This is a genomic window from Salinisphaera sp. SWV1 (assembly GCF_052044155.1).
Taxonomy (GTDB): Bacteria; Pseudomonadota; Gammaproteobacteria; order Nevskiales; family Salinisphaeraceae; genus Salinisphaera.
In genome coordinates this window covers 15,388-41,048 of sequence record NZ_JBQDYE010000037.1, presented here as the reverse complement: position 1 = coordinate 41,048, position 25,661 = coordinate 15,388, and the positions used below count along the sequence as shown (strand labels likewise).

Below are 25,661 nucleotides of genomic sequence, written 5' to 3'. Positions count from 1 at the left end.
CTGGTACGCCTCGGCCGATTCCATCCTGCGCAAAATCGAACGACTATGTGAACGAATTTCCGTTACAGGACACTAGGGTCTGTTGCCGTTTCGTACACGTGCCGCGTTGGAGACCGCAAATCGTGTCCGGCAAGGCGCGAGTCTGGGTCGTGGCGCGCCACGACCCAGACTCGCAACGCCGCCGGGCGCCCCTAGTAAATTTTTTGGGCGGCCCAACCCTTCGGGACAAGTGCCCAATATATCAACAATACGACGGCAATCCAGCGTTGTAGCCCTCTCACGTAGAACGACTACGCCACGTTCGCTACGCCTCGTCTTGCCGCAAAACAGCGCTTGGCGCGGACGCGTACGAAACGACAACAGGCCCTAGCCTTGCCGGCGAAACGCTCACGGGGCGCGAGTCGGGGGGTGAAAGCGATCGATACCGGGCAGCACGCCACAGGCATGCGACGCCAGTTCCTCGGCCGAGCCGAAGTTGCCCGCCAGTCGATGGGTGCGCGTGGCAAGCAATACGGGACCGGCGCCGTTGACCGCGGTCAGCGCCATGCCGTAGTCGCCCATATGCTGGCGCGCATGGTCGTGGTCGGCCAACAGCCGCACCGCACTCTCGCGCTCGAGCCGGTGGATCGAAACCCGGCGGGCGATGTAGCGATGTCCGCGCAACGGCTGCGGCAGGGCGGCCCAGTGCCGGCCGATCCGGTCCGCCATGGCGGTGAGCCGCTGCTTGACCACCGGATCGATACAGGAGATATGGATGTGCAGTTGGTTCTGGGTCCGCCCGTGGCGCGAGTTCAGGGCCAGCAGGATGTCATCGTCGGGGATCGGGTGTCCGAAGCGCCGGGCCATGATGCCCCGGCGCCGCCATGCCTCGGCGAAATAATGGGGCGAGCCGGGGGCGAGTACGGCCGGGCTTTCGATTCCGGTCACGCGCCGGGTTGGAATCAGCAGATACTGCAGCGGCCCCACGAGATCCTTGAGCAGCGCATAGCCGCCCGCGGTATCGACGCGCGCGCAGGGTCCGGTGCCATGATCAGCCCGGGCGGCGGGTACGCACTTGTCATGCACGATGTGCCAGAGCGCATTGGGATCGTGCGCGCAGGCGGTGCCCGCGGCGATCATGCCCGACAGGCCGATCGCGGCCAGTAGCACAAGTGCGACGCGTGGGCGTGAAGGGCGCATGACGTTCCACGGCGGATCGAGGTCACCGAGCTTAGCGCAAGTGCCATCCGTGTAGCACGGGATGCGTACGCGCCATGTTGCGTGCATGATGCATTCAGTTACTCAGGGCCTGGAGGCCGGACATGGCTTTGACGGTTGGTCGGCCTTGCAGGCAAGGCTGCCGCTGATTCCGGGCCCTCGAGTGCGCCGGCGTGCCGCGGCGTTTGTCGTGCCTCGCGTCGCTCACGGCCGCCCGGGTGATCGGCGTCGCCGCGATCTTGCTATCGAATCGAATCATCCAATGGAGTGACCATGGAATACCGCACACTCGGTCTGACCGAACTCAAGACCGCCCCGCTGATTTTCGGCGGTAACGTGTTCGGCTGGACGCTGAACGAAAAAGACAGCTTCGACATGATCGATGCCTGGCTGGATGCGGGCTTCAACATGATCGATACCGCCGATGTCTATTCGAAGTGGGCCGAGGGCCACGCCGGCGGAGAATCGGAACGCCTGCTGGGGCGTTATTTCGCCGAACGCGGCAATCGCGATCGCATCGTGCTGGCGAGCAAGGTGGGCATGGAGATGCCCGGTCAGGGCCAGGGGCTGTCGCGCGACTGGATCACCACGGCGATCGAGAACTCGCTGCGGCGCCTGAATACCGATTATCTCGATCTTTACTTCGCCCATACCCACGATGACAGCACGCCGATCCACGAAACCATGGCGGCTTTCGATCGGTTGATCGACGACGGCAAGGTTCGCAACATCGGGGCATCCAACTACGATGGCTCGCGCCTGGTCTCGGCGCTGGGCGCGGCCCGCGATCTGGAGGTGCCGCGCTATGAAGTGCTGCAGCCGTTCTACAATCTTTACGACCGCTTCGATTTCGAGAATGATCTGGCCGAGATCTGCCGCGAGCACGAGCTCGGTGTAACACCGTACTTCGCGCTGGCCAGCGGTTTCCTGACCGGCAAGTATCGCAGCCGCACCGACGCCGAAGGCCGTGCGCGGGCGCCGTTCGTGGACAAATACTTCGACGCGCGCGGCATGCGCATTCTCGATGCGCTGGACGCGGTCGCCGCGCGCTACGAGACCACGCCGGCCGCGATCTCGCTGGCCTGGCTGATCCAGCGGCCGAGCGTGACCGCGCCGATCGTGTCCGCGACGTCGATGTCCCAGTTCGACCAGCTCGTTGCCGCCACCTCGATCACACTCGACGAACAGGCCCTCGCCACGCTGGATGAAGCGAGCACCACCGCGCCCGAAGAGCGCGAATAATCGACCCACGGCCGGTCGCGTCGCGCCGACGGCGCGGCCGGCTATCCATCAGTCAATGCTCAGGAGGACGAGATGAGCGATTTCAAGCATTCCGGGCCACGCCTGGACCGCATGGGATTCGGCGGCGCGCCGTTGGGCGACATGTTCGCCCATTCCGACGACGACCGCGCCCGCGAGACCCTGGCCACTGCCTGGGATCATGGTATCCGGTATTACGATACCGCCCCGCATTACGGCGCCGGCCTGTCGGAGCAGCGCTTCGGCTCGTTCCTGGCGCGCCGGCCGCGTTCCGAGTACGTGTTGTCGACCAAGGTCGGGCGTGTGCTCGAGCCCGCCGACGCGCCCGAGGCCACCGGCCCGTTCGTGGGCGGGCTGTATTTCAAGCGCCGTATGGATTATTCCTACGACGGCGCCAGGCAGGCCGTGCACGACAGCCTCCAGCGCCTGGGCGTAGGCTATCTGGATATCGTCTATATCCACGACCTGTCGCCGGACGCGCTCGGCGATGCCTGGACCGAGCATTTTGCCACCGCGATGTCGGGCGCGGCGGTCGCCCTGACGGAAATGCGCGACCAGGGGCTCATCCATGGCTGGGGCCTGGGCGTGAACACCATCGAGCCGTGTCTGCGCACGCTGGACGAAGCGGACCCGGATATCTTTCTGTTGGCCACCCAGTACCATTTGTTGAACACGGCCGGTGCCGACGATCTGTTCCCGCGTTGTCTGGAGCGGGATGTCAGCGTGGTGGTCGGGGCGCCGTTCGGCTCGGGATTGCTCGCCGGCGGCGATCATTATCTGTACGAAAAGGCCGCCGCCGAGCCGGTCCGTATTCGCGATCGCATGGCCGCGATCTGTGCGGCGCACGATGTCGACCTGAAGGCGGCGGCGCTGCAGTTCGCGGCCGCGCACCCGGCGGTGGATTCGATCATCCCGGGCGCGAGCAAGCCCGAACGCATTCCCCAGAACAAGGCGTTGTTCGAGGCCGATATCCCCGCCGAGCTCTGGGCCGGGTTCAAGCGCGAGGGACTGTTGCCGGAATCGGCGCACGTGCCGGACTAGGGCCGCTTTCGCGTCTTGAATGCCGCCTACCGGGCCGGCCCGATCAGCCCGATCGGGCCGCTTTTTTCTGACCGGCGGGGTGCTGGCGATGGAATGGGCGGGCTATAGTGCCACCATCATTCAGATCATGATTGGTTTCATGCACAACCAATTTCGGCGCTGTCTTCGTCTCGTCTGCGCCGCGGGGTTCGTGGCTGTTGCGCTTGCCGGCAGCGGGGTCGCCGGCGCCGCCAGCGCGAATGCTTCCGGCATTGCCGCCAGTGCGCTGGACGTCACCGCACCGCCCACCACGCAGGCCGCCCTGGCAAAAGCCAAACCGGTGACCGCCCGGCACGCCATGGTGGTGACCGCACAGCATCTGGCCACGCGCGTCGGCGTGAAGGTGCTGGCCGATGGCGGCAATGCGGTCGATGCCGCCGTGGCCGTGGGCTATGCACTGGCCGTGGTACACCCCTGCTGCGGCAACATCGGTGGCGGCGGTTTCATGGTGCTGCATCTGGCCGGTTCGACCGGTCACCCGGCCCGGAATCTGTTCCTCGATTTCCGCGAGAAAGCGCCCGAAAAAGCGACGCCTACGCTGTTCCAGGATGCCCACGGCAACGTGGTCAAGGGCCGCAGCACGAAGACCTATCTCGGCACCGGCGTGCCCGGCACGGTGATGGGGCTGGAGCAGGCCCGACGTCGTTTCGGCACGATGAGCCGCCAGCGGCTGATGGCGCCGGCGATCAAGCTGGCGCGCCAGGGCTTTACGCTCGAACAGGGCGACGTCAATATCCTGCACGAACGCAGCGACGATTTCGCTGACCAGCCCAATGTGGCGAAGATATTCCTGAACCATGGCCAGCCCTATCAGGTGGGCGATACGCTGAAGCAGCCACAACTGGCGCACACGTTGTCGCTGATCTCGAAGCGGGGCACGAAAGCCTTCTACCAGGGCCCCATAGCGAAGGCGGTGGTCAAGGCCAGCAAGGCCCATGGCGGTATCCTCACCATGCAGGATTTTGCCGATTACACCGCCCCCTGGGGTAAGCCGGTCACCTGTGGCTACGAGGGCTATACCGTGGTTTCAACGCCGCCGCCAAGCTCGGGCGGCACCACGATCTGCGAGATTCTCGGCATTCTGGACCCGTTGCCGCTGAAAAAATGGGGCTACGGCTCGGTCAAGACCTCGCATTATCTGATCGAGGCCGAACGGCGTGCCTTCGCCGACCGCAATACCTATCTCGGCGATCCGGCGTTCGTCGACAACCCGATCGGCAAACTGCTGTCCGCCGATCACCTGAATCGTCTACGTGGCGACATCGACCCGGACAAGGCAACGCCGTCGTCACGGATCCACGGCAGCCTTGGCCCGCGCGAGGGCCAGCACACCACGCAGTACTCGGTGGTCGATGCCAAGGGCGATGCGGTGAGCGTGACCTACACCATCAATTATCTGTTCGGCAACGGTCATATCGCCGGCAACACCGGATTCTTCCTCAACAACGAAATGGACGACTTCACCGCCAAGCCGGGCGTGCCCAACTCCTTCGGCCTGGTGCAGGGCAAGGCGAATCAGGTCGAGGGCGGCAAGCGGCCGCTGTCGTCGATGTCGCCGTCCCTGGTGCTCAAGAACGGCAACCTGTTCATGGTGACCGGCAGCCCGGGCGGCTCGACCATCATCTCGACCACGCTCGAGAGCATGCTCAACGTGATTGATTTCGGCATGAACATCCAGCAGGCAGTCGACGCGCCGCGAATCCACAATCAATGGTTGCCGGATCACACCAAGGTCGAGCCGGGCTATCTGACCGATGCGGTGAAACAGAAACTGGAAGCCATGGGGCACAGCTTCGACGTGGTGCGCTCCTGGGGCGCCGATGAGGCGATCCGGCGACGCCCGGACGGATCGCTCGAAGGCGCCAACGATCGCCGGCGCCCGGCGGGCCTGGCGGCCGGGTACTGATCCGGCGCGTGTCGCCCGGCGAGCCGGCGGTGCTCGACCACGGCCGTTGGCCGTGGCCGGGCTCACCACATCAGGTCGTCGGGGACTTCATATCCGGCGTAGGGATCGTCCGGATCGGTCGGGCGCTTGTCGGCTTCGGTGATGCGCGATACCGCCTTCGGGACCAGCGCCTCCAGGCGCTCGGCGGTCTCGACGTCGACCAGTGAGGTCTGGCCGTCGTAGCGCACGATGGCCAGCCGGCCGTCGGCCAGCCGGCGACGCTGGTCGCGACTGACCGGCAGGCGGCGGATCTTGCCCTTGACGGTATAGCTGTAGGGCGGCTCGTCGGCTTCCGGCGCCTCGATGGCGATGCGGTGCTCGTTGATGATCTGGATCACCTGGCGCTTGCGTTCGCGCTGCTGGCGCTCCGCGTTGGCCACTTCGGCGCGCTTGCGGTCGGCTTCGCGCTTCGCGGCGGCCGCGGCCTCGACTTCCTTCGACAGTTTGCGCTGTTCCTCATCGCCGGCGCTGCCTGCCCGGCGTGCCGCCTTGTTGCGACGCGCCTTGTCGTGGCGTGCCTTTTTGGCCTGTTTCGGCTTGGCGATACCGGCCTTGAGCAGCTGGTCCTGTAGCGACTGACCCATGATGATGCGTCGATTGCGGTAGATCGGGGACTATTCTAGGGCCTGTCGTCGTCTCATGCGACGTCGAGTTAACGGACGTTAACGGACCGGGGCGGGTTGCGGCGCCACGGCTCACCCATGGTCGCCGCTACCAATCGATGTCGCAGCAGACGACCTGCGTGGGCGGGTTGCCGCGCGCGATCGAGAGCGTGACACACATGTAGGCGCCCGTGCTCGACAAATAGGGGCGCGAGGTCTGCAGGCGGTGCGGTTCGGCCATGGCGGCGCGGAAATACTGGCGTCGATACCAGGTGCCACCCGAGGTGTCGGTGATCGGACCGGCATGGAGGATGCGGCGCGTACGCAATGAACGACCGACGACATGCATGGTCTGTTCGCCGCGCTCGTTGAGAATATAAAAGCGCGCGGCGCGCGGCATGGTCATCAGCTGGCGCGCGGCGGCATGCGGCGCCTCGCCGCGACCGATGCGCTCGACGGCGTCGCGAAAGGCCGCGGCGTAGGGCGCGATGCGGTCGGCCTCGATGCGCTCCTCGATCGTGGCCGTGGTCTCGAAATGACGGGTGATATCGCTGAGTATCGGCAGGCCGTCGATCCGGAGGTGATCAATTTCGCGCGATGGGCGAGCGAAGTAGAAGCCCTGGACGAAGTCGACATCGGCATCCATGGCGAGCAGTGCCTGCTCACGCGTTTCGATACCTTCGGCCAGTACCAGGGAGCCGGCTTCGTGAATCAGCGACACGAGGTTGGGCAACATCTGCCGCAGCCGGCCGGTGCGGTGTTGTTCGGCTTCCACGATCAGGCTGCGATCGAGCTTGATGATGTCGGGCGCGAGCCGCCAGATACGGTCGAAATTGGAATGGCCGGTGCCGAAGTCGTCGAGCGCGACCAGTGCGCCGATGGAGCGAAAGTAGTCGACCGCCGCGAACAGCTGCGGCTCGTCGTCGATCGCGCCCTCCACGATCTCGATGACCAGGCGCTGCGGCGGTACGCCGGCCTCGCGCAACGCCCGGGTGAGCGTTCCGTCGTGATACCAGCGGTCGGCGATGGTGCTGGGGTCCAGGTTGAGGAAAAGCCAGCGTTCTTCGGGCGCCTGGGCCGAGAAGTTGCGGATGTGCAGGCTTTGGCAGAGCGTATCCAGCAGGCGGATGTCGCCGTGCTCGGCGGCCTCCCGCATGACATCGACGGGTGCATGCGCGTGGTTGTCGGCATCCGTGGAGCGCAGTAGCGATTCGAAGCCGACGCTGCGTCGGTGGCACAGGCTGAGAATGGGCTGGAAGACGCTGTGTAACTGGTAACCGTTGTACTGCTCCGTGATCGCGTTCATGGCAGCTGCGGCGCCTGCCAATGGGGCCCGGCCGGAGCACGTCGCGATACGCGCAAGTGCGCGGATCGGCCCGGTGGTCCGGCCCGGTGGCGACAAGGCGAAGGCGAAAGCGGATTGGTCATGGGTCGTCTCGGTAGACCAGGCCGGCGATTGTCCCGGTCACGCCGCTCATCGAGCCTTGTGGGCGGGCCGGGGTATCGATGGCGTGCGCGTATTGTCACGGACTGTAATAAAGGATACGCGCAAGATCGGGGCGAATCGAGCGTTTCGTGCGCCATCTTGATTCGGTTGCGAACGCCGCTATCTTGAGCATGAGTGTTCGGGTTGCTTGTTTGAAAGAGGGTGCTTGAAATGAATGCGTTGCGTACGACCATTCTGCTGGCCGGCCTGACCGCGTTGCTGGTTCTCGTCGGGGGCGCGCTCGGCGGCCGTGGCGGCATGCTGCTTGCCCTGGTGATCGCGGCGGCGATGAACTTCGGCAGCTACTGGTTTTCCGATCGCATGGTGCTGAAGATGCATGGCGCGCGTGAAGTGTCGGCCGCGGATGCCCCCGAGCTCTATCAAGTGGTACGGGAACTCGCACAGAGCGCCCGGTTGCCGATGCCGCGCGTCTACGTAATGGAATCGGACACGCCCAACGCCTTTGCCACCGGCCGCAGTCCGACGCATGCGGCGGTGGCCGCGACCACCGGCCTGCTGCGGATCATGAACCGTGATGAGTTGCGCGGTGTACTCGCCCACGAGCTGGCGCATGTCCGCCATCGCGATACGCTCATCAGTGCCGTCGCGGCCACTTTCGCGGGCGCAATCACCATGATCGCGAACATGGCGCAGTGGGCGATGCTGTTCGGCGGTTTCCGCGGTAACGACGATCGCGAAGGCGCGGGCGGCATGCTCGGCGCCTTGGCGACGATCATACTGGCGCCGCTGGCTGCCGCCCTGATCCAGATGGCCGTTTCGCGGTCGCGCGAGTTCGCGGCCGACAAGGGCGGCGCCGAAATCTCGGGCAGCCCGATGGGGTTGGCCAACGCGCTGCGCAAGCTGGAGCAGGCCAATGAGCAGCACCCGATGTCGTCGGCCGAGCGCAATCCGGGCACGGCGCATCTGTTCATCGTCAACCCGCTGGCGGGTGTCAACATCGGCAAGCTGTTTTCGACCCATCCGCCGACCGAGGAGCGTATCCAGCGGCTGGAAGCGATGTCCGGGCGCGCCCGGATGTAGCCGCCGCCGGTGCCGGACCAAAAGAGGCCGCCGATCATCCCGGCGGCCTTTTGTCGCTCGGCGGCGTCTAATGCCCGGTAATATAATGCTCGAGTTGCTCGATCATGAATTCCTTGTCGGCGATCACCCCTTTGACCAGGTCGCCGATCGAGACCAGCCCCACGAGCTTGTCGTTGTCCATGACCGGCAGATGCCGGAAACGTTTTTCGGTCATCAACGCCAGGCACTGCTCGATCTCGGTTGCCGGGGCGATATAGGCCACCCGCTGGGTCATCACGTCCTGCACCGGGGTCTGTTTCGATGACCGGTTCTCGAGCACGAGCTTGCGGGCATAGTCGCGTTCGGACAGCAGGCCGACGAGGCGGCCGGCGTCCATCACCAGCACGGCACCAATGTTCTTGTCCGCCATCAGCTGCAGCGCGTCGTATACCGAATCATCCGGCGCCACCGTCCAGATATCCGATGGCTTGTCACGAAGTAAATCGTTGATGGTTGTCATGGCTGCTCTCCTCCCTCAAATCGTGGAATCCGGATCGTACCGTGTTCGCGTTCCCGATAACGAGTGGCGCGGCGCGGACACCGCAACAAAATGGCCCGGCTTGAGAAGCCGGGCCATTGCGTTCGGAGCGGGCGCGCCTAACCGTTGTTGGCGGTCTTGGGTTTTTTAGGTGTCTCGCTATTCATCCGGGCCTGTTGGGTCGGCGTCAGCAGATTCTGATGTTTCCAGCTGATACCCAGGATCGATGACTTGTCGTAGTGTGAAAAGCCATAGACCGGCCCGACGACATCCTGCATATCGCCGGTCTTGGCGTTATAGAACGCGATGCCGAATTTGGCCACGCCGGTGCGGCGCGCTTTCTTGTAGAAGGCGAGCTCTGGCGTGCTGACTGTCCCGGTCAGCGGGATCGGGATCGGAATGCTGGGGATGCCGAGCATGGTGTTGGCCTGATCGATCGACAACGCGCCGTTGCTCACCAGCGCGATGGTGTCCGCCTTGTCGGCCGAACCGACGAGCTTGTAGCCATCGGCCAGCAGTTGCGACTGGATCTGTGCGATGGCGTATTTCGTCTTGTACTCGGCGTTGTCGGTGAACTCGCTGGAATCCACGTAGATGGCGTTGCCGCGGGGCACGTTCGGCTTGATCTGGGCGCTGGCGTGATCGGCCGCGGTGGACAGCATGAGCTGCTCGCGAGCCGTTTGCGTCGGCTGGGTCTCGCGCACGGTCGTGCAGCCAGCCACGGCCAGACACGCGCCCACGATAGTCCCCGTGACCAGGATCTCTTTCGGCATTGATTTCATATTGGGAGCTATTAATTCGACGGACGATCGACCGTACCAGAGCGGTGTGTCGAAAGCGAAAACGGGCGTCGAATCCTTATGTTATAAGGGCGCATCCCAGCAGGTGCCGGCGGGCATGAAAAAGGCCGGCGCCCGGCGAAGCGAGCGTCGGCCCTGGATCGGCCGCAAGCCGGCCGGCTGCTGACCGGGCTATTTGCGGTTCGCGGCCACCATCGCGATGGTCTGATTGAGCGTGGCGCTCGGGCGCATCACTTCGGTGGCGCGCTGCGGATCCACGAAGTAATAACCGTTGAGCTCGACCGGCTCGCCCTGAACCGCGTTCAGTTCCTCGACGATCTTGTCCTCGTTGGCCTCGAGCGCGTTCGCCAGCTCGGCGAAGGTCTCGGCGAGTTCGGCATCGTCCTTCTGATCGGCGATCGCCCGGGCCCAGAACATGGCCAGGTAGAAGTGGCTGCCCCGGTTATCGAGTTCGCCGACCTTGCGCGAGGGCGACTTGTTCTCCGACAGGAAGCGGCTGGTGGCCTGGTCCAGCGCTTCGGCCATGACCTTGGCGCGTTCGTTGTCGAAGGTCTTGCCGAGATGCTCGAGCGAGGCGGCCAGGGCCAGGAATTCGCCCAGCGAATCCCAGCGCAGGTGGTTCTCGCGCTGCAGCTGGCGCACATGCTTGGGTGCCGAACCGCCGGCCCCGGTCTCGAACAGGCCGCCGCCGGCCATCAGCGGCACGATCGACAGCATCTTGGCGCTGGTGCCCAGCTCCATGATCGGGAACAGGTCGGTGAGGTAGTCGCGCAGCACATTGCCGGTCACCGAGATCGTGTCCTGGCCGGCGCGTACACGTTGGAGCGTGTGGTTCATGGCTGCGACCGGTTCCATGATCCGGATGTCCAGACCTTCGGTGCCGTGCTCGGGTAGATACTGCTTCACCTTGGCGATGATCTGGGCGTCGTGGGCCCGGTTCTCGTCCAGCCAGAACACGGCCGGCATGCCGGAATCGCGCGCCCGGGTGACCGCCAGCTTGACCCAGTCGGCGATCGCCGCGTCCTTGGCCAGGCACATGCGCCAGATATCGCCGGCATCGACCTCGTGCTCGAAGACCGTCTCGCCGGCGCTGTTGGTCACGCGGACCGTGCCGTCCGCCGGGACCTGGAAGGTCTTGTCGTGCGAGCCGTATTCCTCGGCCTTCTGCGCCATCAGGCCCACATTGGGCACGGTGCCCATGATGGTCGGATCGAAGGCGCCGTTTTTCTTGCAGTCCTCGACCGTAGCCGCATAGATGCCGGCATAGCAGCGGTCCGGGATCAGTGCCTTGGCTTCGTGCTGGTCGTCGTCGGCGCCCCACATCATGCCGGAGTCGCGGATCATGGCCGGCATCGAGGCATCGATGATGATGTCGTTGGGCCAGTGCAGCACCGAGATGCCGCGGTGTGAATCCACCATCGCCAGCGGCGCGGATTGCTCGTTGACCTTCGCGATCTCGGATTCGATCGCCGACAGCTTGTCGTCGGGCAGCTGCTGGATGTTCTTGTACAGGTCGCCGAGCCCGGAGCGCGGATCGAAGCCGACCTCGTGCAGCGTGTCGCCGAACTTGTCCATCACGTCCTTGTAGAACTGGGTGACCACCCAGCCGAACATGATCGGGTCGGAGACCTTCATCATCGTGGCCTTGAGATGCACCGAGAACAGCAGGTTCTTGGCCTTGGCATCGGCGATCTCGCGATCGATGAACTCGCGGAATGGCCGGGCATGCATGACGGCGGCATCGACCACTTCACCCGCGGTCACGGCGATGCCCTTCTTGAGGACCCTGGTGTCGCCGGATTTCGGATGCAGCGTGACGGTGAGCTTGTCGGCCGCGTCGAACGTGGTCGATTTCTCGGTGGCATAGAAGTCGCCGTCGTCCATATGCGCAACTTCGGCCTTGTTGTCCGGCTCCCAGGCGCCCATGCGATGCGGGTACTTGCGCGCGTAATCCTTGACCGAGGCCGGGGCGCGGCGGTCCGAGTTGCCCTGGCGCAGTACCGGGTTCACGGCACTGCCCTTGACCTTCTCGTAGCGCTCGGCGATCTCTTTTTCGGCGTCCGTTTCCGGCTCTTCGGGATAGTCGGGCAACGCGTAGCCGGCGTTCTGCAGCTCGGCGATCGCTTCCTTGAGCTGCGGCACCGAGGCGCTGATGTTGGGCAGCTTGATGATGTTGGCCGACGGGTTGGCCGTCATCTCGCCGAGCTCGGCCAGGTCGTCGGCGGCCTTTTGCTCGTCGGTCAGGTAATCCGGGAAGTGGGCGATGATGCGTGCGGCCAGCGAGATGTCGCGGGTCTCGACGCGGATGCCGGCCGAATCGGTATAGGCATCGATGATCGGCAGCAGCGAATGCGTGGCCAGGGCCGGGGCTTCGTCGGTGAGCGTGTAGATGATCTTCGGCGTGTCGGACATCGTCGCGTTTCAACCTCGCAGAGCTTGTGTGTCATCCCGTGGGGATGGAAATGGTGACAGCTTGTCGCAAGCCGGGTCGGCGCCGCGCGCCGCCGGCGAATGACCTTTCCCATAAAGGCCGGTTTTTCGTTGTACGGGTCAGCCGGGCCGCCCCGGGGCCGCCGGCCACCGAGATGGTTGGTCTATGCAGCTATTGTACGGCACGCCCGCCGGGCCTTGGCCCCGGGGCGGTCGCGCGCTGCGTTATTCAGGGGCGCTATTCTAGCGCGTCATCGCTCTCGACGCTGATCGCGTCAGCCCGGTGCCGCCCGCGCGGCTGCCGCAGTGCCGCCCTGTCGTGTCGCGAGGCAGGGTGTTCCTGGGCTGCGTCGGGCGCCGGGCACGCGCGTTCCGCGGGTGCGCCCGACGACGCCGGATCGCGCGTCCGCGCCACCGAGGGCGGGCGCTCGCCGAACAAGACTGGCGCCGCACGACGCGGCCGCAGAACGGCGCGCGGCGGGGTTCGCGAAAACGTACCGGCGCCGTCGCGGCTTGGCGGGCGGCCGATTCCGGTTGTTTTATCGTGGGACCGATTCCGGCGTGAATGCCTGGCAAAACCTGCCTAAATTATTATTTAAGACTTTAGTATTAGACTCGGGGCGTGTATTCTACGTGCCGATTCCCTTGGCCCGTGTCGGGCTTTTTTCCTTCGATTTCGCTTATGCCGAACAGAGTGCTTCAAGTGCTGGTGTTCGTGGCGCTGGCGACCGGTGGTTTTGCGATCGGCACGACCGAGTTCGGAACCATGAGCCTGCTGCCGCTGATCCAGCGCGCATTCACTGTGGACGAATCGACCGCCAGCCATATCATCAGTGCCTATGCGCTGGGCGTGGTGGTCGGGGCGCCGATCATCACCGTGCTGTCCGCCCGGATTTCGCGCAAGCCGCTGCTCATCGGGCTGATGGCCGTGTTCGCCGTGGGCAATGGGCTGAGCGCGCTGGCGCCGAGTTATCACTGGCTGATTCTGTTTCGTTTTGTCAGCGGTCTGCCGCATGGCGCTTACTTCGGGCTGGCCTCGTTGATGGCGGCGTCCGTGGTCCGGCCGCATCGCCGGACCCAGGCGGTGGGCTACGTCATGCTCGGGCTGACGCTGGCAACGATTCTCGGCGTGCCGGCGGCGACCTGGCTGGCGTCGCTGGCGGGTTGGCGTGCCGGTTACTGGACGGTAACCGCGATCGCCATCGCGGCCGGGGTGCTGATCGCCCTCTTCGCGCCGTATCAGGGCGCGCACAGCGATGCGCACCCGCTGCGCGAGCTGACCGCGCTGGCCCGGCCCAATGTCTGGTTGACGCTGTCGATCGGCGGCATCGGTTTCGGCGGCGTGTTCGCGGTGTATACCTATCTGACGACCACGCTCACGCACGTCACCCACATGTCGAGCGCGCTCGCCCCGGTGGTGCTCGCCGTGTTCGGGGTGGGCATGACCATGGGCAACATGATCGTGCCGCGCTTTGCCGATCGGGCGCAAATGCCCACGGCCGGCGCGATGCTGGTCTGGAGCCTGCTTGCGCTGCTGGCCTTCCCGCTGGCCAGCCATCACGGCATCGCGGTCACCATCGACGTGTTCTGCATCGGCTTTGGCGTGTCGCTGGCAGCCATTCTGCAAACCCGGCTGATGGATGTGGCCGGTGATGCGCAGAATCTGGCGGCGGCGCTGAACCATGTGGCTTTCAACTTCGCCAACGCGCTCGGCCCGTTCCTGGCCGGGCTGGTCATCGCCTTTGGTTTCAGTGCCGAGATCGCCGGCTATGTCGGCGCCGGTCTGGCTGTCGCCGGCCTGGTCATGTGGGGGCTGACGTGGCATTACGACCGCCGCGTCGGCCATGTGCCGAACGCGGCGTCGTAGGTCGCGCCCGCCGTCGTTTCACCTGGCGATCGGTCCCGCAAGGCGGGCGGCAGACGTCGGCGACCTCCTGCGATACGCTGCGCCCGTCCGGTCGCCGCGGAATCGGCGCGTCGCAGCGAACAGGGAGAGCCGCAGGACATGAGCGAGATCATTTCCATCCAGAGCCATGTCGCCTATGGCTATGTCGGCAACCGGGCCGCGGTATTTCCGTTGCAGCGGCTCGGCTGGGACGTCACGGCCGTGAACACGGTTCAGTTCTCGAATCACACCGGCTACGGCCGTTTCACCGGCGAGGTGTTCTCGGCCGCGCATATCCGCGAGGTGGTCGATGGCATCCAGGCGCTGACGGGCTTTGCCGGTGTGCGCGCACTGCTGACCGGCTACATGGGCGATCAGGCCACCGGGGCAGCCGTGCTCGATGCGCTGGCGCGGCTGCGGGCCGTGCAGCCGCGGGCGCTGTACTGCTGCGATCCGGTGATGGGCGATACCGGCCGCGGTTTTTTCGTGCGCGACGGGCTGCCGCAATGGATGCGCGACCACGCGCTGCCGGCGGCCGACATCGTTACACCCAACCAGTTTGAACTGGCCTGGCTGGCCGACCGCGACATCACCACCCGCAACGACGCGATGACCGCGGCGGCGGCTCTGCGCAGGCGCGGGCCGAGGGTGGTGCTGGTCACGTCGCTGGTGGTCGACGACAGTCAGGCCGACCGCATTGCCATGCTGGTGGACACGGCCGACGGCAGTTGGCGGGTTTCCACGCCGCTGATCCACTTCGATCCCCCGCCCAACGGCGCCGGCGACTTCACCGCCGCCGTTTTTCTGGCGGGCTGTCTCGAACTGGGGCTGGGCGGCGACGGCCCGGCCCGCGCCCTGGCTCGCACGGCAGCCGCCGTTCGTATCCTGTTCGAGGCCACCCAGGCGGCCGGCGGTCGCGAACTGGCGCTGATCCCGGCCCAGAACGAGATCGCGGCGGCCTCCGGCGATACGGTGACGATCGAGCGGCTGCGCTGAGGTTACAAGGCGCTTGCCGGCGCGAGTCCGAAGCGCGCCAGGCCGGGGGTCAACGCAGTGCAGGCGGCGGCGTCGCCCGTCGTCACCGTCACGCCGACGGGGACATGCGCCGGCCATTCTTGATGCGTGAGCAGCGCAGCACAGCGCCGGGCAATGCCTTCGGCGCCGTCGACGAATTGCATCGCGGCGGGCGCCGCGCGCTGCAGCGCATCCCCGGCCAGGGGGAAATGCGTACAGGCCAGCACGACGGTGTCGATGGCGTCGCCGCCCGGTTGAGCGAGCAGCCCGGCCAGCGCGTGGCGCGGCGCCTCAGGGTCGGCGGCCGTCTCTTCGCGCAGCATCGATTCCACGTAGTCGACCAGGGCCGGGGCGCCGTGGCGTAACACGCGGCAGTCGCCGGCAAAGCGTTGCGCCAGATCGTCGACGTAGGCCTGGCGTACGGTGGCGCGCGTGCCGAGCACGCCGATCACGCGGCTGGATGAGCGTTCGGCGGCCGGCTTGATGGCCGGCACCGTGCCCACCACCGGGGTCGCGAGCACGTCGCGGACCGCGGCCAGCGCGATGGTGGAAGCCGTATTACAGGCGATCACCACGAGACAGGGGCGATAGCGCTCCACCAGCCGGCCGAGCAGGGCCGGAACGCGGGCGGTGAGTTCGGCATCGTCGCGCTGGCCGTAGGGATAGCCGGCGCCGTCCATGGCATACACCAGCGGCGCCCGCGGCAGCCGGGCCCGAACCGCGGCGAGCACCGACAGGCCGCCCACGCCGGAGTCGAAGATCAGGATCGGGGCATGGGCGGAAATGCGACCGGACACGATGGGGACGACGGCATGCAGAAAAACCAGGGGTGGTATTGTCGCGGCGGAGGGCCGGTTTCGCCACCGCCCGGGCGCTTGCGATACCGCACACATCGGCCCGGCCAGCGAAGCCGGGCCCGCGGCTCGGCGCGAACCGATCCGTTTACTGGCTTGCCACAACCCGAAAACAATAATGTCGAACGATGATCGCCACGCGGCGGAGACCGCATCGGAGCGCCGCGCGCGGCATCAGCGCGTTCGGCTGCAGAGGCTCGGGTTGTCCTGTGTGTCTTATGCGCTGCAGATCGCGCTGGCTGCGGTGCTCAGTCTGCTCGGCGCGGTTTCGCCGCAGTTCGTGGCCGGCTATGCCATCGCTCAGTGCGTGATCGTGGCGATGTTCTACGTGGCGTTTCGCAGCGGCCTGAACCTGCGCTCGCGCGAACCGAACCTGACGCTGCCGCAGGTACTGGTGCCTGCATTGCCCGGCTTCATCCTGCTCTATCAGCTCAATTCGGCCGAGGCTCAGGCGGCGCTGGTGCTGACGACGGTCGTGCCCCTGCTGTACGGCACCCTCGATCTGAGCATGGACCGATTCATCGTCGCGGCCTTGGTCTACTCGACGGGTTATCTCGTGGTGGTGTTCTGCCATGGCTTGTTGCACACGGAAGCCGGCTTGTTCTTCCACAACTGGATGCTGCTGGTGTCGTTGATCATCGTCATGCCGCAGATCGTGCTGCTGAGTGCGCTCATCAACCGGATGCGCCGGACCCTGCGCGAACGCAACCACGAGATCCGCGAAGCCATGGCCCGGATTTCGGCCATGGCCGTGCGCGATCACCTGACCGGGCTGTACAACCGGCGCTGGCTGATGGAAATGCTCGAACGCGAGCGCATCCGTTGCCAACGCTCGCCCTATGTATTCTGCGTCGGCGTGATCGACATCGACCACTTCAAGCGCATCAACGACACACACGGCCACGCCGTGGGCGACGAGGTGCTCAAACGCCTCGGTCGGAACATGGTCGAAGGAGTGCGCGAGATCGACAGCTTCGGCCGGTTCGGAGGCGAGGAGTTTCTCTGGATCGTGCCGGCGACCGCTCTCGAGCGTGCGCTGGAGGCGGCCGAGCGCTTGCGCCAGCGTGCTGCCGAACTGGTGTTCACCGGCGAGGGCGGCGCGCCGTTCTCGGTCACGCTCTCGATCGGGCTGGCGCAGAACGACAGCGACCGGCGGCTGGCGAACGACACCCTGCTGCGCTTGGCCGACGAGGCGCTATACGACGCCAAGGCAGGCGGCCGTAATCGTATCGTGGCGGCGCCGCGCGACGCGCCGGTGCACCCGGTCACGCGTCCGCGGATACGCGAGCGCCGGGGCGAGGGTCAAAATTAATCGATCTCGGCCAGCAGGGCCTGGGCCGGGTGCAGGGCGGTTTCTCCCTTGAGACGCGCGATCTGGCTGCGACAGCTGTAGCCGGGCACCAGGGGTTGCGACGTGCCGCAGGACAGCGCGCTTGTCCAGGACAGCTCGAAGACGGTTTGTGATGTCTGACGATGGCGCGCTTCGTGGCCGTAGGCGCCGCTCATGCCGCAGCAGCCGACGTTGCCGGTTTCCAGCGACAGCCCGAAGTACGCGAAGGCATCACGCCAGGCACGGGCGCTCGCCGAGGACGCTGTCTGGGCGGTGCAATGGTTGAGCAGAAGATAGCCCGGCGACGACACGGCCGTTCGCGTTGGCGCGCGTGTGGCGAGCGCCGAGGCCAGCCATTGTTCGAACAGTTGCACCGGCAGTGCGCGGCCGATCGCCTGCTGATAATCGGTCGCGAGCGCCAGTGTCACGCTCGGCTCGATGCCGACCAGAGGCCGCCCGTGGGCCGCGAGCACGTCTATGCGGCGGGCGTGTCGGCGCGCCACGCGCTCGAACTCCGGCAGGAAGCCCTTCACATGCAGCGGTTTGCCGCTGGCCGAGAAGGGTGCGACCTGGGGCCGGTAACCGAGCGCCGCGATCAACTCGATCACCGCGATCGCGACCGGGGCATCGAAGAAACTGGTAAAGGCATCCTGGACCACGAACACGCTGCGCGCGCGCTCGGCGTCGCTCATCAGTGCCCAACCGTCGGCGCTGTAACGAAAGCCGGGATGTCGCCTCAGCCAGCCAGGAAGACCCGGCCGGCTCAGCGGCGGCGGATCGACCAGGCCCAGCCTGTCGGCAAGAAGTCGCCGCAGCGCGGGTACGCGCAGCGCCGCATTAGCGAGCCCGGGCAGGCGGCTGGCGAGCGCGGCGCCGGTCTCCAGCCCGGCCAGGGCATAGTCGGCCGGCGGACGCGCATAGCGGCCGTGGTACAGCGCCAGAAACTCGCTCTTGAACGTCGGTACGTCGACCCGGATCGGGCACTGGGTGGCACAGGCGCGGCACGACAGACAACCGTCCATCGCCTGCCAGACCTGGTGCGAGAAATCGGCCTCGGGATCGGCCGGCCCGGCCGTCAGGTCACGCAAGGCGCGCCAGGCCAGCGGCGATTCGGCCGGGGCGAGATCGCCGGTACCGGTGCCGGCCTCGGCGAGCTGGCGCAGCCATTCGCGCATGGCGCCGGCCCGGCCCTTGGGCGAATGCAGCCGGTCGCGGGTGGCGCGGTACGACGGACACATGACGTGGGTCGGGTCGTAATCGAAACAGGCGCCGTTGCCGTTGCATTGCATCGCACCCGGGAATGCGCCGCGCTCGTCGGCCGGGATCTGGCGATCGAAGGTGCCGCGGGTAGGCTCGTCCATCGACGCCAGCGGGACGCGCTCCGGTTCCAGGGCCACGATCTTGCCGGGGTTGAGCTGGTTGCGCGGATCGAAGGCGCGCTTGATATCGGCGAGTGCGGCGTAGAGCTGTTCGCCGAAGAAGGGCTTGTTGTATTCCGAGCGAAAACCCTTGCCGTGCTCGTTCCACAGCAGACCGCCATAGGATTCGGCCAGCTTCGCCACGCGATCGGTGATTTCGCGCATGATGCGCTCGTCGTCCGGATCGGTGAGATCAAGCGCCGGGCGCACATGCAGGCAGCCCACGTCGATATGCCCGAACATGCCGTAGGACACGCCGTACTCGTCGAGAATGGCCCGGAAATCGATGACGTAGTCGGCCAGCACGCGCGGGTCGACTACCGTGTCCTCGACGAACGGCAATGGCTTGCGCGCGCCGGGCGCCGACCCGAGCAGGCCGACGCCGCCCTTGCGCAGATCCCAGAGTGCCGCCCGGGCCGCCGCGCTTTCGGCGCGATAATGGCCGGTCGCGCCGCTGTCGCCGGCTTCGAGTGCCACGTCCAGCCGTGCCGCCCCTTCCGGCAGGCGATCGCGGCCGGCGAACTCGACCAGGTTCACTGCGCCCGGCGTGGAGCCGTCGTCGTTCTCAATAGCGTCGCGCACCCGTTCGTAGATCGGATTGTCGCGGGCCAGGCTCATCACCGTCTCGTCCACCGATTCGATCGCGCTCGGATCGTATGCCACCAGCGATTCGGCATCGCGCAGGGCGGCATCGAAGCTGGCATAGCGCAGCGCATAGAGTACGGTCGTATTCGGGATGGGCGTGAGCCTGAGCGTCAATTCGCTGACCAGCGCCAGTGTGCCCTCCGAGCCGCCGATCAGCTTGTTGAGATGACAACGACCGGCCGCGTCTACCGCCTGTGCCAGGTTGTAGCCCGACAGATAACGCGACAGATCGGGAAATACACGGGCGATCTCGCCGCGGTTGGCATCGATGATCGATGTCACGCGTTGGTTGATGGCCGCGATGCGCTCGTCGGGATCGTCAGCGCCGCGCCGCGAGTCAATTACGTGGGCCGCGCCATCGGTGAGCACCACGCGGGTGGCCAGTACGTGATCGCTGGTCTTGCCGTAGATGCGCGAGCCCTTGCCGCAGCCGTCGGTGTTGGCCATGCCGCCGAGCGTGGCGCGCGACGATGGCGCCACGTTGGGCGCGAAGAACAGCTCGTATTCGGCAAGCGCGGCATTGAGCTGGTCCAGCACCACGCCCGGCTGCACGACCGCTTCGCCGGCTTCGGGGTCGATCGACAGAATGCGATTCATGTGCCGCGAGCAGTCGAGCACGAAGCCCGCCGTCAACGAACAGCCGATGGTGCTGGTGCCGCCACCGCGCGGCGCGAGATGAACGCCGTGAAAATCCGGCTCGGCGAGCAGGGCGGCCACGCGCTCGATATCGGCTTCATTGCGCGGAAAGAACACCCCGGCGGGCAGCTGCTGGAACGCGCTGTTGTCGGTGGCCAGCGTGAGGCGCGTCGCATAGCGCGTATCGATATCGCCGGCAAAGCCGCTGGCCGCCAGCCCGTCGACGAATGCGCGGTGCCGCGGGTCTAGGGTGTTGTCAGGCGAGAGCGTGGGCAGCATCGGGGCAGGAACGGCGGATATCCTGTGCGGCAGCATAAACCCGATGGCCCGTGCCCATCAGCTGCCGCGGGCGATCACGCGATTGCGGCCGGCAACGGATAGCGCCGGTCGGCCTTGCCGGCCTTGACCACCTGGCCGGGCACGTCATGCCCGATCAGGTCGGGCAGGGTCTCGCTGACCGCGATCAGGCTGTCCAGATCCACGCCGGTGTCGATGCCCATGCAGGCGAACATATGCACCAGATCCTCGGTGCAGATGTTGCCGGAAGCCCCCGGCGCATAGGGGCAGCCGCCGAGGCCGCCGAGGGCGGCATCGAAGCGCGTTACGCCCACTTGCCAGGCGGCCAGGGCGTTGGCCAGGCCCATGCCGCGCGTATTGTGCGGATGCAGGGTGAGATCGAGTGCCGGATGCCGCGCGCGCACGGCCTCGCACAGGGCGGCGACCTGCAGCGGATTGGCCACGCCGGTGGTATCGCACAGTGTGACCCCGGCGATGCCCAGATCCGCGATCCGCGCGACGATCTCCATCACGCGGTCGGCCGGCACGCGGCCTTCGAACGGGCAGCCGAAGGCGGTGGAGATGGCGGCGTTCAGGCGCACGTCGGCCCCCTCGGCGGCCGCGACCATGTCGGCAAAGCGTGCCAGCGATTCGTCGGCGGTCATGCGCAGATTGGCGCGGCCATGGCTGTCCGAGGCCGACATCACGAAATTGAGCTCGTCGGTGCCGACCGAAAGTGCGCGTTCGACGCCTTTGACGTTCGGGATCAGCGCCACATAGTCGACCTGGGCCGCGCGATGGATGCCGCGCATCACCTCCGCAGCATCCGCCAGATTGGGGATCGCCTTTGGCGAGGTGAAAGAAGTCGCCTCGATCTTGGCCAGCCCGGTGGCCGACAGCCGGTCGATGAAGGCGATCTTGTCCGCGGTCTCGATCCAGCGCGGCTCGATCTGGAAGCCGTCGCGGGCGGCGACATCGTTGATGAATACGCGATGGCTCATTGCGCATGCTCCGAGTCGTAAAGAACGCCGCGCTCGTACAGCGCATCCTGGGTTTCGCGGTCGATGCCCAGTTCGTCCATCACCGCGCGGGTATGCGCGCCCAGCGCCGGCCCGCCGCCGTCGATGCGCCCCGGCGTGCGCGACAGTCGCGGCATCACGGCTGGCACCTTCAGCTCGCGGCCTTCGGCGGTGGTGATGGTCTCGATCATGCGGCGGGCCGCATAGTGCTCGTCGGCCACGATATCGGCCGCCGTGTAAGGGCGACCGGCCGGTACGCGGGCGGCTTCCAGCGTCTCCAGCACGTCCTCGCGCGAGTGAGATCGGCTCCAGTCAGCGATGGCACCGTCGATACGCTCGGCCTGCTTGGCGCGGCCGTCGTTGTGGGCCAGATCCGGGTCCTCGGCCAGGTCCTCGCGGCCGATCGCGGTCATCAGGCGCTTGAAAATCGAGTCGCCGTTGCCGGCGATCAGCACCTCGGAACCATCGGCGCAGGGATAGGCGTTGGACGGCGTGATGCCGGGCAGGGCGCTGCCGCTGGGTTCGCGCACGATCCCGGCGGCGTCGTATTCCGGAATCAGCGATTCCATCATCGCGAACACCGATTCATACAGCGCGACGTCGATGTACTGACCCTGGCCGGAGCGCGCGCGCTCGTGCAGTGCCAGCAGGGCGCCGATCACGCCGTACAGCGCCGCTAGCGAATCGCCGATCGATATGCCCACGCGCACCGACGACTCGCCCGGATGGCCCGACAGATAACGCAGGCCGCCCATGGCCTCGCCGATCACGCCGAAGCCGGGCAGGTCCCGATACGGCCCGGTCTGGCCGTAGCCGGAGATACGAACCATGATCAGGCCCGGATTGATCGCCGCGAGCTCTTCCCAGCCCAGGCCCCATTTCTCCAGCCGCCCGGGCGAGAAATTCTCGATCACCACATCGGCCTCGGCGACCAGTTTCTTCACGATCGCCTGGCCTTCCGCGGATTTCAGATCCAGCGAGACCGAGCGCTTGTTGCGTGTCTGGACATGCCACCACAGCGACGTGCCATCGCGCATTACCCGCCAGCGCCGCAGCGGATCGCCCGTGCCCGGCGGCTCGATCTTGATCACGTCGGCGCCGAATTCGCCGAACAGCTTGGCCGCGAACGGGCCGGCGATGAGCTGGCCGAGCTCGAGCACCTTGATACCGGACAGGGCCTGGGGCGATGCGGTGGCGGGGTCGGTCATGGCGGTCAACGTTTGGAATCCACACCTAAGCTAAGCGGGCAAGCCAGCGGCGACAATTGCCGGGTCGACAAGCGAGGTTTCGCGGTTCGTTAAGGCTCGTTGTCGTTGTTCGAAAATGATTGTCCGCAGATCGACACGGATCAACGCAGATAAGGCAGGGCATAGGCACGCCACGCGGTCAGGTGATGGGGCAACAACGCCAGTTGAACCGTGGTGCTCGGCGTCGCTTCGCCTCTATTGCCGATCGATGGGTCTTCGTGGAGGCTATCGGCCAGAAGCGGACTTCAATGCCGCATCTGATTTGCCGCTTTCGGCGGAGTTACTCGATCCATTCTTCAGGCCCCATTTCCAACCGCACGCTCAGCATGAAGCAGTCGCTCCGCAGCATCACTACCTACGAAAGCCAATAGAGCGAACGGGTCGTCTGGGCTACTTTCTCCACCCACTGTTGCGGCTAATGCTTGACCAACAACCACCTCCCAAGGCTTTTTAGAGCCAGTAACGGATACGATAAGCTGTCGAATATCTTTAATTTTTTCATTTCTTAAGCGATCTTCGGAATCTACGAGCTTGCGCAGCGCACAAGCGTCTTTATGCCCAGCATTTTCCGCAAGCCAAGATTCAGAAAGTTGCTGTAACTGCCTCCAATCGATCCCTAAATTAGCAAGACACTCCGTCGTAACTAGCGCGTTCTCGATTGCGTAGCATCGCAAGCGAAAACGAACCACAGGCCCGACCGGCGCAAGTTGATCGGATATCCCATCCCCATCACGAAGAGAGTAGGCCACAGGCTCGTCGTAGAGTGCGCCCAAGATTGGCCCAGAGAAGCTTTCCAATTCCGACTGCTGAGACACGGAGTGGGCTAATACCGGGAAAACGCGAATACGCCCTTGCGAAGATCGAGCAGCTTGCTGCCAAACCCTTTCGTCATCTTCCCCCTCAAGAATTAACATCGGATCGCGACTGAGGCTTAGCGATAGAGGATGACCGAAGAACGGTGCGACCTTCTTAATATGGTCAGATACAGGAGATAATCGCACTGTGTCTGAATCAAATTCCTTGGTACCAACAGAAGTGTAGGCGCTACTAGCCAGCGAACAGACGAGGGGCGTGCTGTGCGTGGCTAAGCAGATTGCTATTTTTGACTGTTCATCCTGATTTAAAGATTCGAGTTGATCCACGAGATAGAAGCCGAAGCGGGCTTGCAAGTCGGGGTGTTGGTGTACATCTGGCTCATCTAGAAGAAGAACGTTTATCTTATTGGTATCCAAGTTCTGCATAAAATTTAAAACTTCTGATGCCAAGGCTATAGTCTCAGACTCGCCGCTGCTTAGCTTGTCTGCCTCGACCAGGTCACCGTGAGCGCTGCGAAATACGAAATCTGGATCAGCTTGTTCTATAGATACGTTACTGAGCATCCGATTTATTGGTTCAAGGCAGTCGACTTGAAAACTACGGCCACGGGCATCGGTATTCTGCAATTTTCTAAGGTAAGCACTTTCCGTATTGCGCAGATAAACATGCGACATAGATTTGAAGCTCGACGCTTGGTTTGATCGTCGCGTGTTATTCGCCCAGTTCTGATCTGACGTCATGTTCGTGTCAATATTACCCTCGCGCCTGAATACTCCTCCTCTTTCCGGGGTGACATAACGGACGCGGTATGTCTCTTCATTGCCCATCGTCTCGTCAAGAAGCCTTAGAAATCGGCTTTTACCCGCGCCATTTCTCCCGAGAATTATGTTGATGAGGTTAAGCCTCTGGAGCGCGAACGATTCTCCGTCCCTTTTTTGGAATGTAAAATCTTCCATTACAACCTCAAATATTGATCTTCATCTGGACGCTAACATTAGCCTGTAAGCATTGACGGCCAAGCTCGATTCGTACTTTCACACTAAGTTATATTTAGCTGTTTTGGCGTTGCCCTTATCTTACTGGAAAGCCTTCGGTCTTCTCTCAATTAGACGTCGGCTTTGGGTCGAACGCGAACACGGAGCAATCGTGCGCTCACATTACGCGCTTTATCGATTGCTAATTGATTCCCTATCCGCGCCACTCGGCCGACGAGCCAAACCATTCCTCGAGCAACTCGATGAAGCGGCGTACTTTGGCGCCGACCAACCGGGCCGAGGGATAGACCGCATGAATGCCGAGGCTTCGGGTCGTGTAATTTCCCAGGATCTGTTCCAAGTCGCCGGAGGCCAGATGGCGGTGGAACACGAAGCGGGGTCCATAAGCGATTCCGGCCCCACGCAAGGCGGCGGCTAACAGCATTTCCACGCTGTTGGCGGAAAACCGTGAACGACCGGAGGCGTTATGCATTTGGCCGTCCGTGCCGGTAAAGCCCCAGTCGCCGGCCGAAATGGCTTCGCTGAACGCGAGGCGATCATGATGGCTCAAATCTGATGGCGCTGCCGGCCGGCCGTGTTCGGCCAGATAGGATGGGGCGGCGCAGGCGATCATCTCGGTACGTGCAAGGGGGCGTGCGACCAGACTCGAGTCCGGCAGGTCACCGATCCGGATCGCGACATCGAAACCGCCGGCCACGAGATCGATAAAGCGGTCGTCGAGCGTCATCTCGACGTCGACGTGCGGGTAGCGCCGAATGTATTCGGCCACCGGGGCGCCCATGTGCAGTGCCCCGAACGTCGTCGGAGCAGTGACTCGTAACGTGCCACGCGGCTGATCCTGCAATTCGCGTGCGGCGCGGTCGGCGTCATCGAGCGATTGGAGGATATGCCGGCTGCGCTGATAATACTCCTGGCCGACGTCGGTCAGATGAAGACGGCGCGTGGTGCGGTGCATGAGCCGCACGCCTAATGATGCCTCGATCGCGGCGAGATGCTTGCTGGCCATGGCCGGCGTGATCCCAAGGGTTCGTGCCGCCGCTGCCAGGCTGCCCTGTTCGACGGCGGCCGTAAAAACCGAAGGTCCGGTGAATCGGTCCATGATTTATTCGATACCTATGTTATCGAGTGCATGTCGAAAAAAAGGGATTATCGCTTAAATCGAGGCCTC

19 protein-coding genes are annotated in these 25,661 nt (G+C 64.8%); 7 read left to right on the top strand and 12 right to left on the bottom strand.

Annotated features, from left to right (window positions below):
* Positions 1-387: 387 nt before the first annotated feature.
* On the bottom strand, positions 388-1,179 hold the full coding sequence (locus ACS8YF_RS15885; protein WP_440851126.1) for a CDP-diacylglycerol diphosphatase: 792 nt from the start codon (positions 1,177-1,179) through the stop codon (positions 388-390).
* A 291-nt stretch (positions 1,180-1,470) separates the two neighbouring features.
* On the opposite strand from ACS8YF_RS15885, the gene ACS8YF_RS15880 reads away from it, so the two are divergent.
* The 3 genes from ACS8YF_RS15880 to ggt all read left to right on the top strand — a co-directional run bounded on the left by ACS8YF_RS15880 (position 1,471) and on the right by ggt (position 5,443).
* Positions 1,471-2,439 carry an aldo/keto reductase gene (locus tag ACS8YF_RS15880; protein ID WP_440851125.1) on the top strand — a complete coding sequence of 323 codons (969 nt, stop codon included), beginning with the start codon at positions 1,471-1,473 and terminating at the stop codon, positions 2,437-2,439.
* Positions 2,440-2,511: 72 nt separating this feature from the next.
* Positions 2,512-3,498, top strand: a complete 987-nt coding sequence (locus tag ACS8YF_RS15875; RefSeq protein WP_440851124.1) for an aldo/keto reductase — start codon at positions 2,512-2,514, stop codon at positions 3,496-3,498.
* 139 nt (positions 3,499-3,637) lie between these two features.
* The gene (ggt, locus tag ACS8YF_RS15870; protein ID WP_440851123.1) at positions 3,638-5,443 is read left to right on the top strand and encodes a gamma-glutamyltransferase; all 1,806 of its coding nucleotides are present in this window, start codon (positions 3,638-3,640) and stop codon (positions 5,441-5,443) included.
* 62 nt (positions 5,444-5,505) lie between these two features.
* On the opposite strand, the gene ACS8YF_RS15865 is transcribed toward ggt, so the two are convergent.
* Together ACS8YF_RS15865 and ACS8YF_RS15860 are read right to left on the bottom strand one after the other, a co-directional pair.
* Positions 5,506-6,066 carry a DUF2058 domain-containing protein gene (locus ACS8YF_RS15865; protein WP_440851122.1) on the bottom strand — a complete coding sequence of 187 codons (561 nt, stop codon included), beginning with the start codon at positions 6,064-6,066 and terminating at the stop codon, positions 5,506-5,508.
* A 127-nt stretch (positions 6,067-6,193) separates the two neighbouring features.
* Entirely contained in the window at positions 6,194-7,390 is a 1,197-nt protein-coding gene (locus ACS8YF_RS15860; RefSeq protein WP_440851121.1) for an EAL domain-containing protein, read from the bottom strand.
* Between the two features lie 351 nt (positions 7,391-7,741).
* On the opposite strand from ACS8YF_RS15860, the gene htpX reads away from it, so the two are divergent.
* On the top strand, positions 7,742-8,611 hold the full coding sequence (gene htpX, locus ACS8YF_RS15855; protein ID WP_440851120.1) for a zinc metalloprotease HtpX: 870 nt from the start codon (positions 7,742-7,744) through the stop codon (positions 8,609-8,611).
* A gap of 67 nt (positions 8,612-8,678) precedes the next feature.
* Here htpX and ACS8YF_RS15850 read toward each other — a convergent pair whose 3' ends face one another.
* The 3 genes from ACS8YF_RS15850 to ACS8YF_RS15840 form a co-directional block, all read right to left on the bottom strand.
* Positions 8,679-9,110 (bottom strand): CBS domain-containing protein, encoded by a 432-nt coding sequence (locus tag ACS8YF_RS15850; protein ID WP_440851119.1) that lies wholly within the window; start codon positions 9,108-9,110, stop codon positions 8,679-8,681.
* Between the two features lie 137 nt (positions 9,111-9,247).
* A complete protein-coding gene (locus ACS8YF_RS15845) occupies positions 9,248-9,901 on the bottom strand; it encodes a DUF6655 family protein (protein WP_440851118.1) in 654 nt (217 codons plus the stop codon).
* Between the two features lie 198 nt (positions 9,902-10,099).
* The gene (locus tag ACS8YF_RS15840) at positions 10,100-12,340 is read right to left on the bottom strand and encodes an NADP-dependent isocitrate dehydrogenase (protein WP_440851117.1); all 2,241 of its coding nucleotides are present in this window, start codon (positions 12,338-12,340) and stop codon (positions 10,100-10,102) included.
* Positions 12,341-13,040: 700 nt separating this feature from the next.
* Between ACS8YF_RS15840 and ACS8YF_RS15835 the strand changes: the two genes are divergently transcribed.
* Both ACS8YF_RS15835 and pdxY read left to right on the top strand, forming a co-directional pair.
* Complete coding sequence (locus ACS8YF_RS15835; protein WP_440851116.1) at positions 13,041-14,225, top strand: MFS transporter; 1,185 nt, start codon at positions 13,041-13,043, stop codon at positions 14,223-14,225.
* A gap of 138 nt (positions 14,226-14,363) precedes the next feature.
* Positions 14,364-15,239, top strand: a complete 876-nt coding sequence (gene pdxY, locus ACS8YF_RS15830; protein ID WP_440851115.1) for a pyridoxal kinase PdxY — start codon at positions 14,364-14,366, stop codon at positions 15,237-15,239.
* A gap of 2 nt (positions 15,240-15,241) precedes the next feature.
* On the opposite strand, the gene murI is transcribed toward pdxY, so the two are convergent.
* Positions 15,242-16,042 carry a glutamate racemase gene (gene murI, locus ACS8YF_RS15825; protein WP_440851127.1) on the bottom strand — a complete coding sequence of 267 codons (801 nt, stop codon included), beginning with the start codon at positions 16,040-16,042 and terminating at the stop codon, positions 15,242-15,244.
* 187 nt (positions 16,043-16,229) lie between these two features.
* Between murI and ACS8YF_RS15820 the strand changes: the two genes are divergently transcribed.
* Positions 16,230-17,423: a diguanylate cyclase gene (locus ACS8YF_RS15820; RefSeq protein ID WP_440851114.1), complete on the top strand. Its 1,194-nt coding sequence runs from the start codon at positions 16,230-16,232 to the stop codon at positions 17,421-17,423.
* Here ACS8YF_RS15820 and ACS8YF_RS15815 read toward each other — a convergent pair.
* The 5 genes from ACS8YF_RS15815 to ACS8YF_RS15795 all read right to left on the bottom strand — a co-directional run bounded on the left by ACS8YF_RS15815 (position 17,420) and on the right by ACS8YF_RS15795 (position 25,592).
* Positions 17,420-20,419 carry an FAD-binding and (Fe-S)-binding domain-containing protein gene (locus ACS8YF_RS15815; protein WP_440851113.1) on the bottom strand — a complete coding sequence of 1,000 codons (3,000 nt, stop codon included), beginning with the start codon at positions 20,417-20,419 and terminating at the stop codon, positions 17,420-17,422. The genes ACS8YF_RS15820 and ACS8YF_RS15815 overlap by 4 nt on opposite strands.
* Before the next feature lie 74 nt (positions 20,420-20,493).
* Positions 20,494-21,417 (bottom strand): hydroxymethylglutaryl-CoA lyase, encoded by a 924-nt coding sequence (locus ACS8YF_RS15810; protein ID WP_440851112.1) that lies wholly within the window; start codon positions 21,415-21,417, stop codon positions 20,494-20,496.
* Positions 21,414-22,643, bottom strand: a complete 1,230-nt coding sequence (locus tag ACS8YF_RS15805; RefSeq protein WP_440851111.1) for a CaiB/BaiF CoA transferase family protein — start codon at positions 22,641-22,643, stop codon at positions 21,414-21,416. Before ACS8YF_RS15805 ends, ACS8YF_RS15810 begins: the two co-directional genes overlap by 4 nt.
* Before the next feature lie 335 nt (positions 22,644-22,978).
* Positions 22,979-24,454, bottom strand: coding sequence for an AAA family ATPase (locus ACS8YF_RS15800; RefSeq protein ID WP_440851110.1), 1,476 nt, complete (start codon positions 24,452-24,454; stop codon positions 22,979-22,981).
* Between the two features lie 232 nt (positions 24,455-24,686).
* On the bottom strand, positions 24,687-25,592 hold the full coding sequence (locus ACS8YF_RS15795) for a LysR family transcriptional regulator (protein ID WP_440851109.1): 906 nt from the start codon (positions 25,590-25,592) through the stop codon (positions 24,687-24,689).
* Positions 25,593-25,661 lie beyond the last annotated feature (69 nt).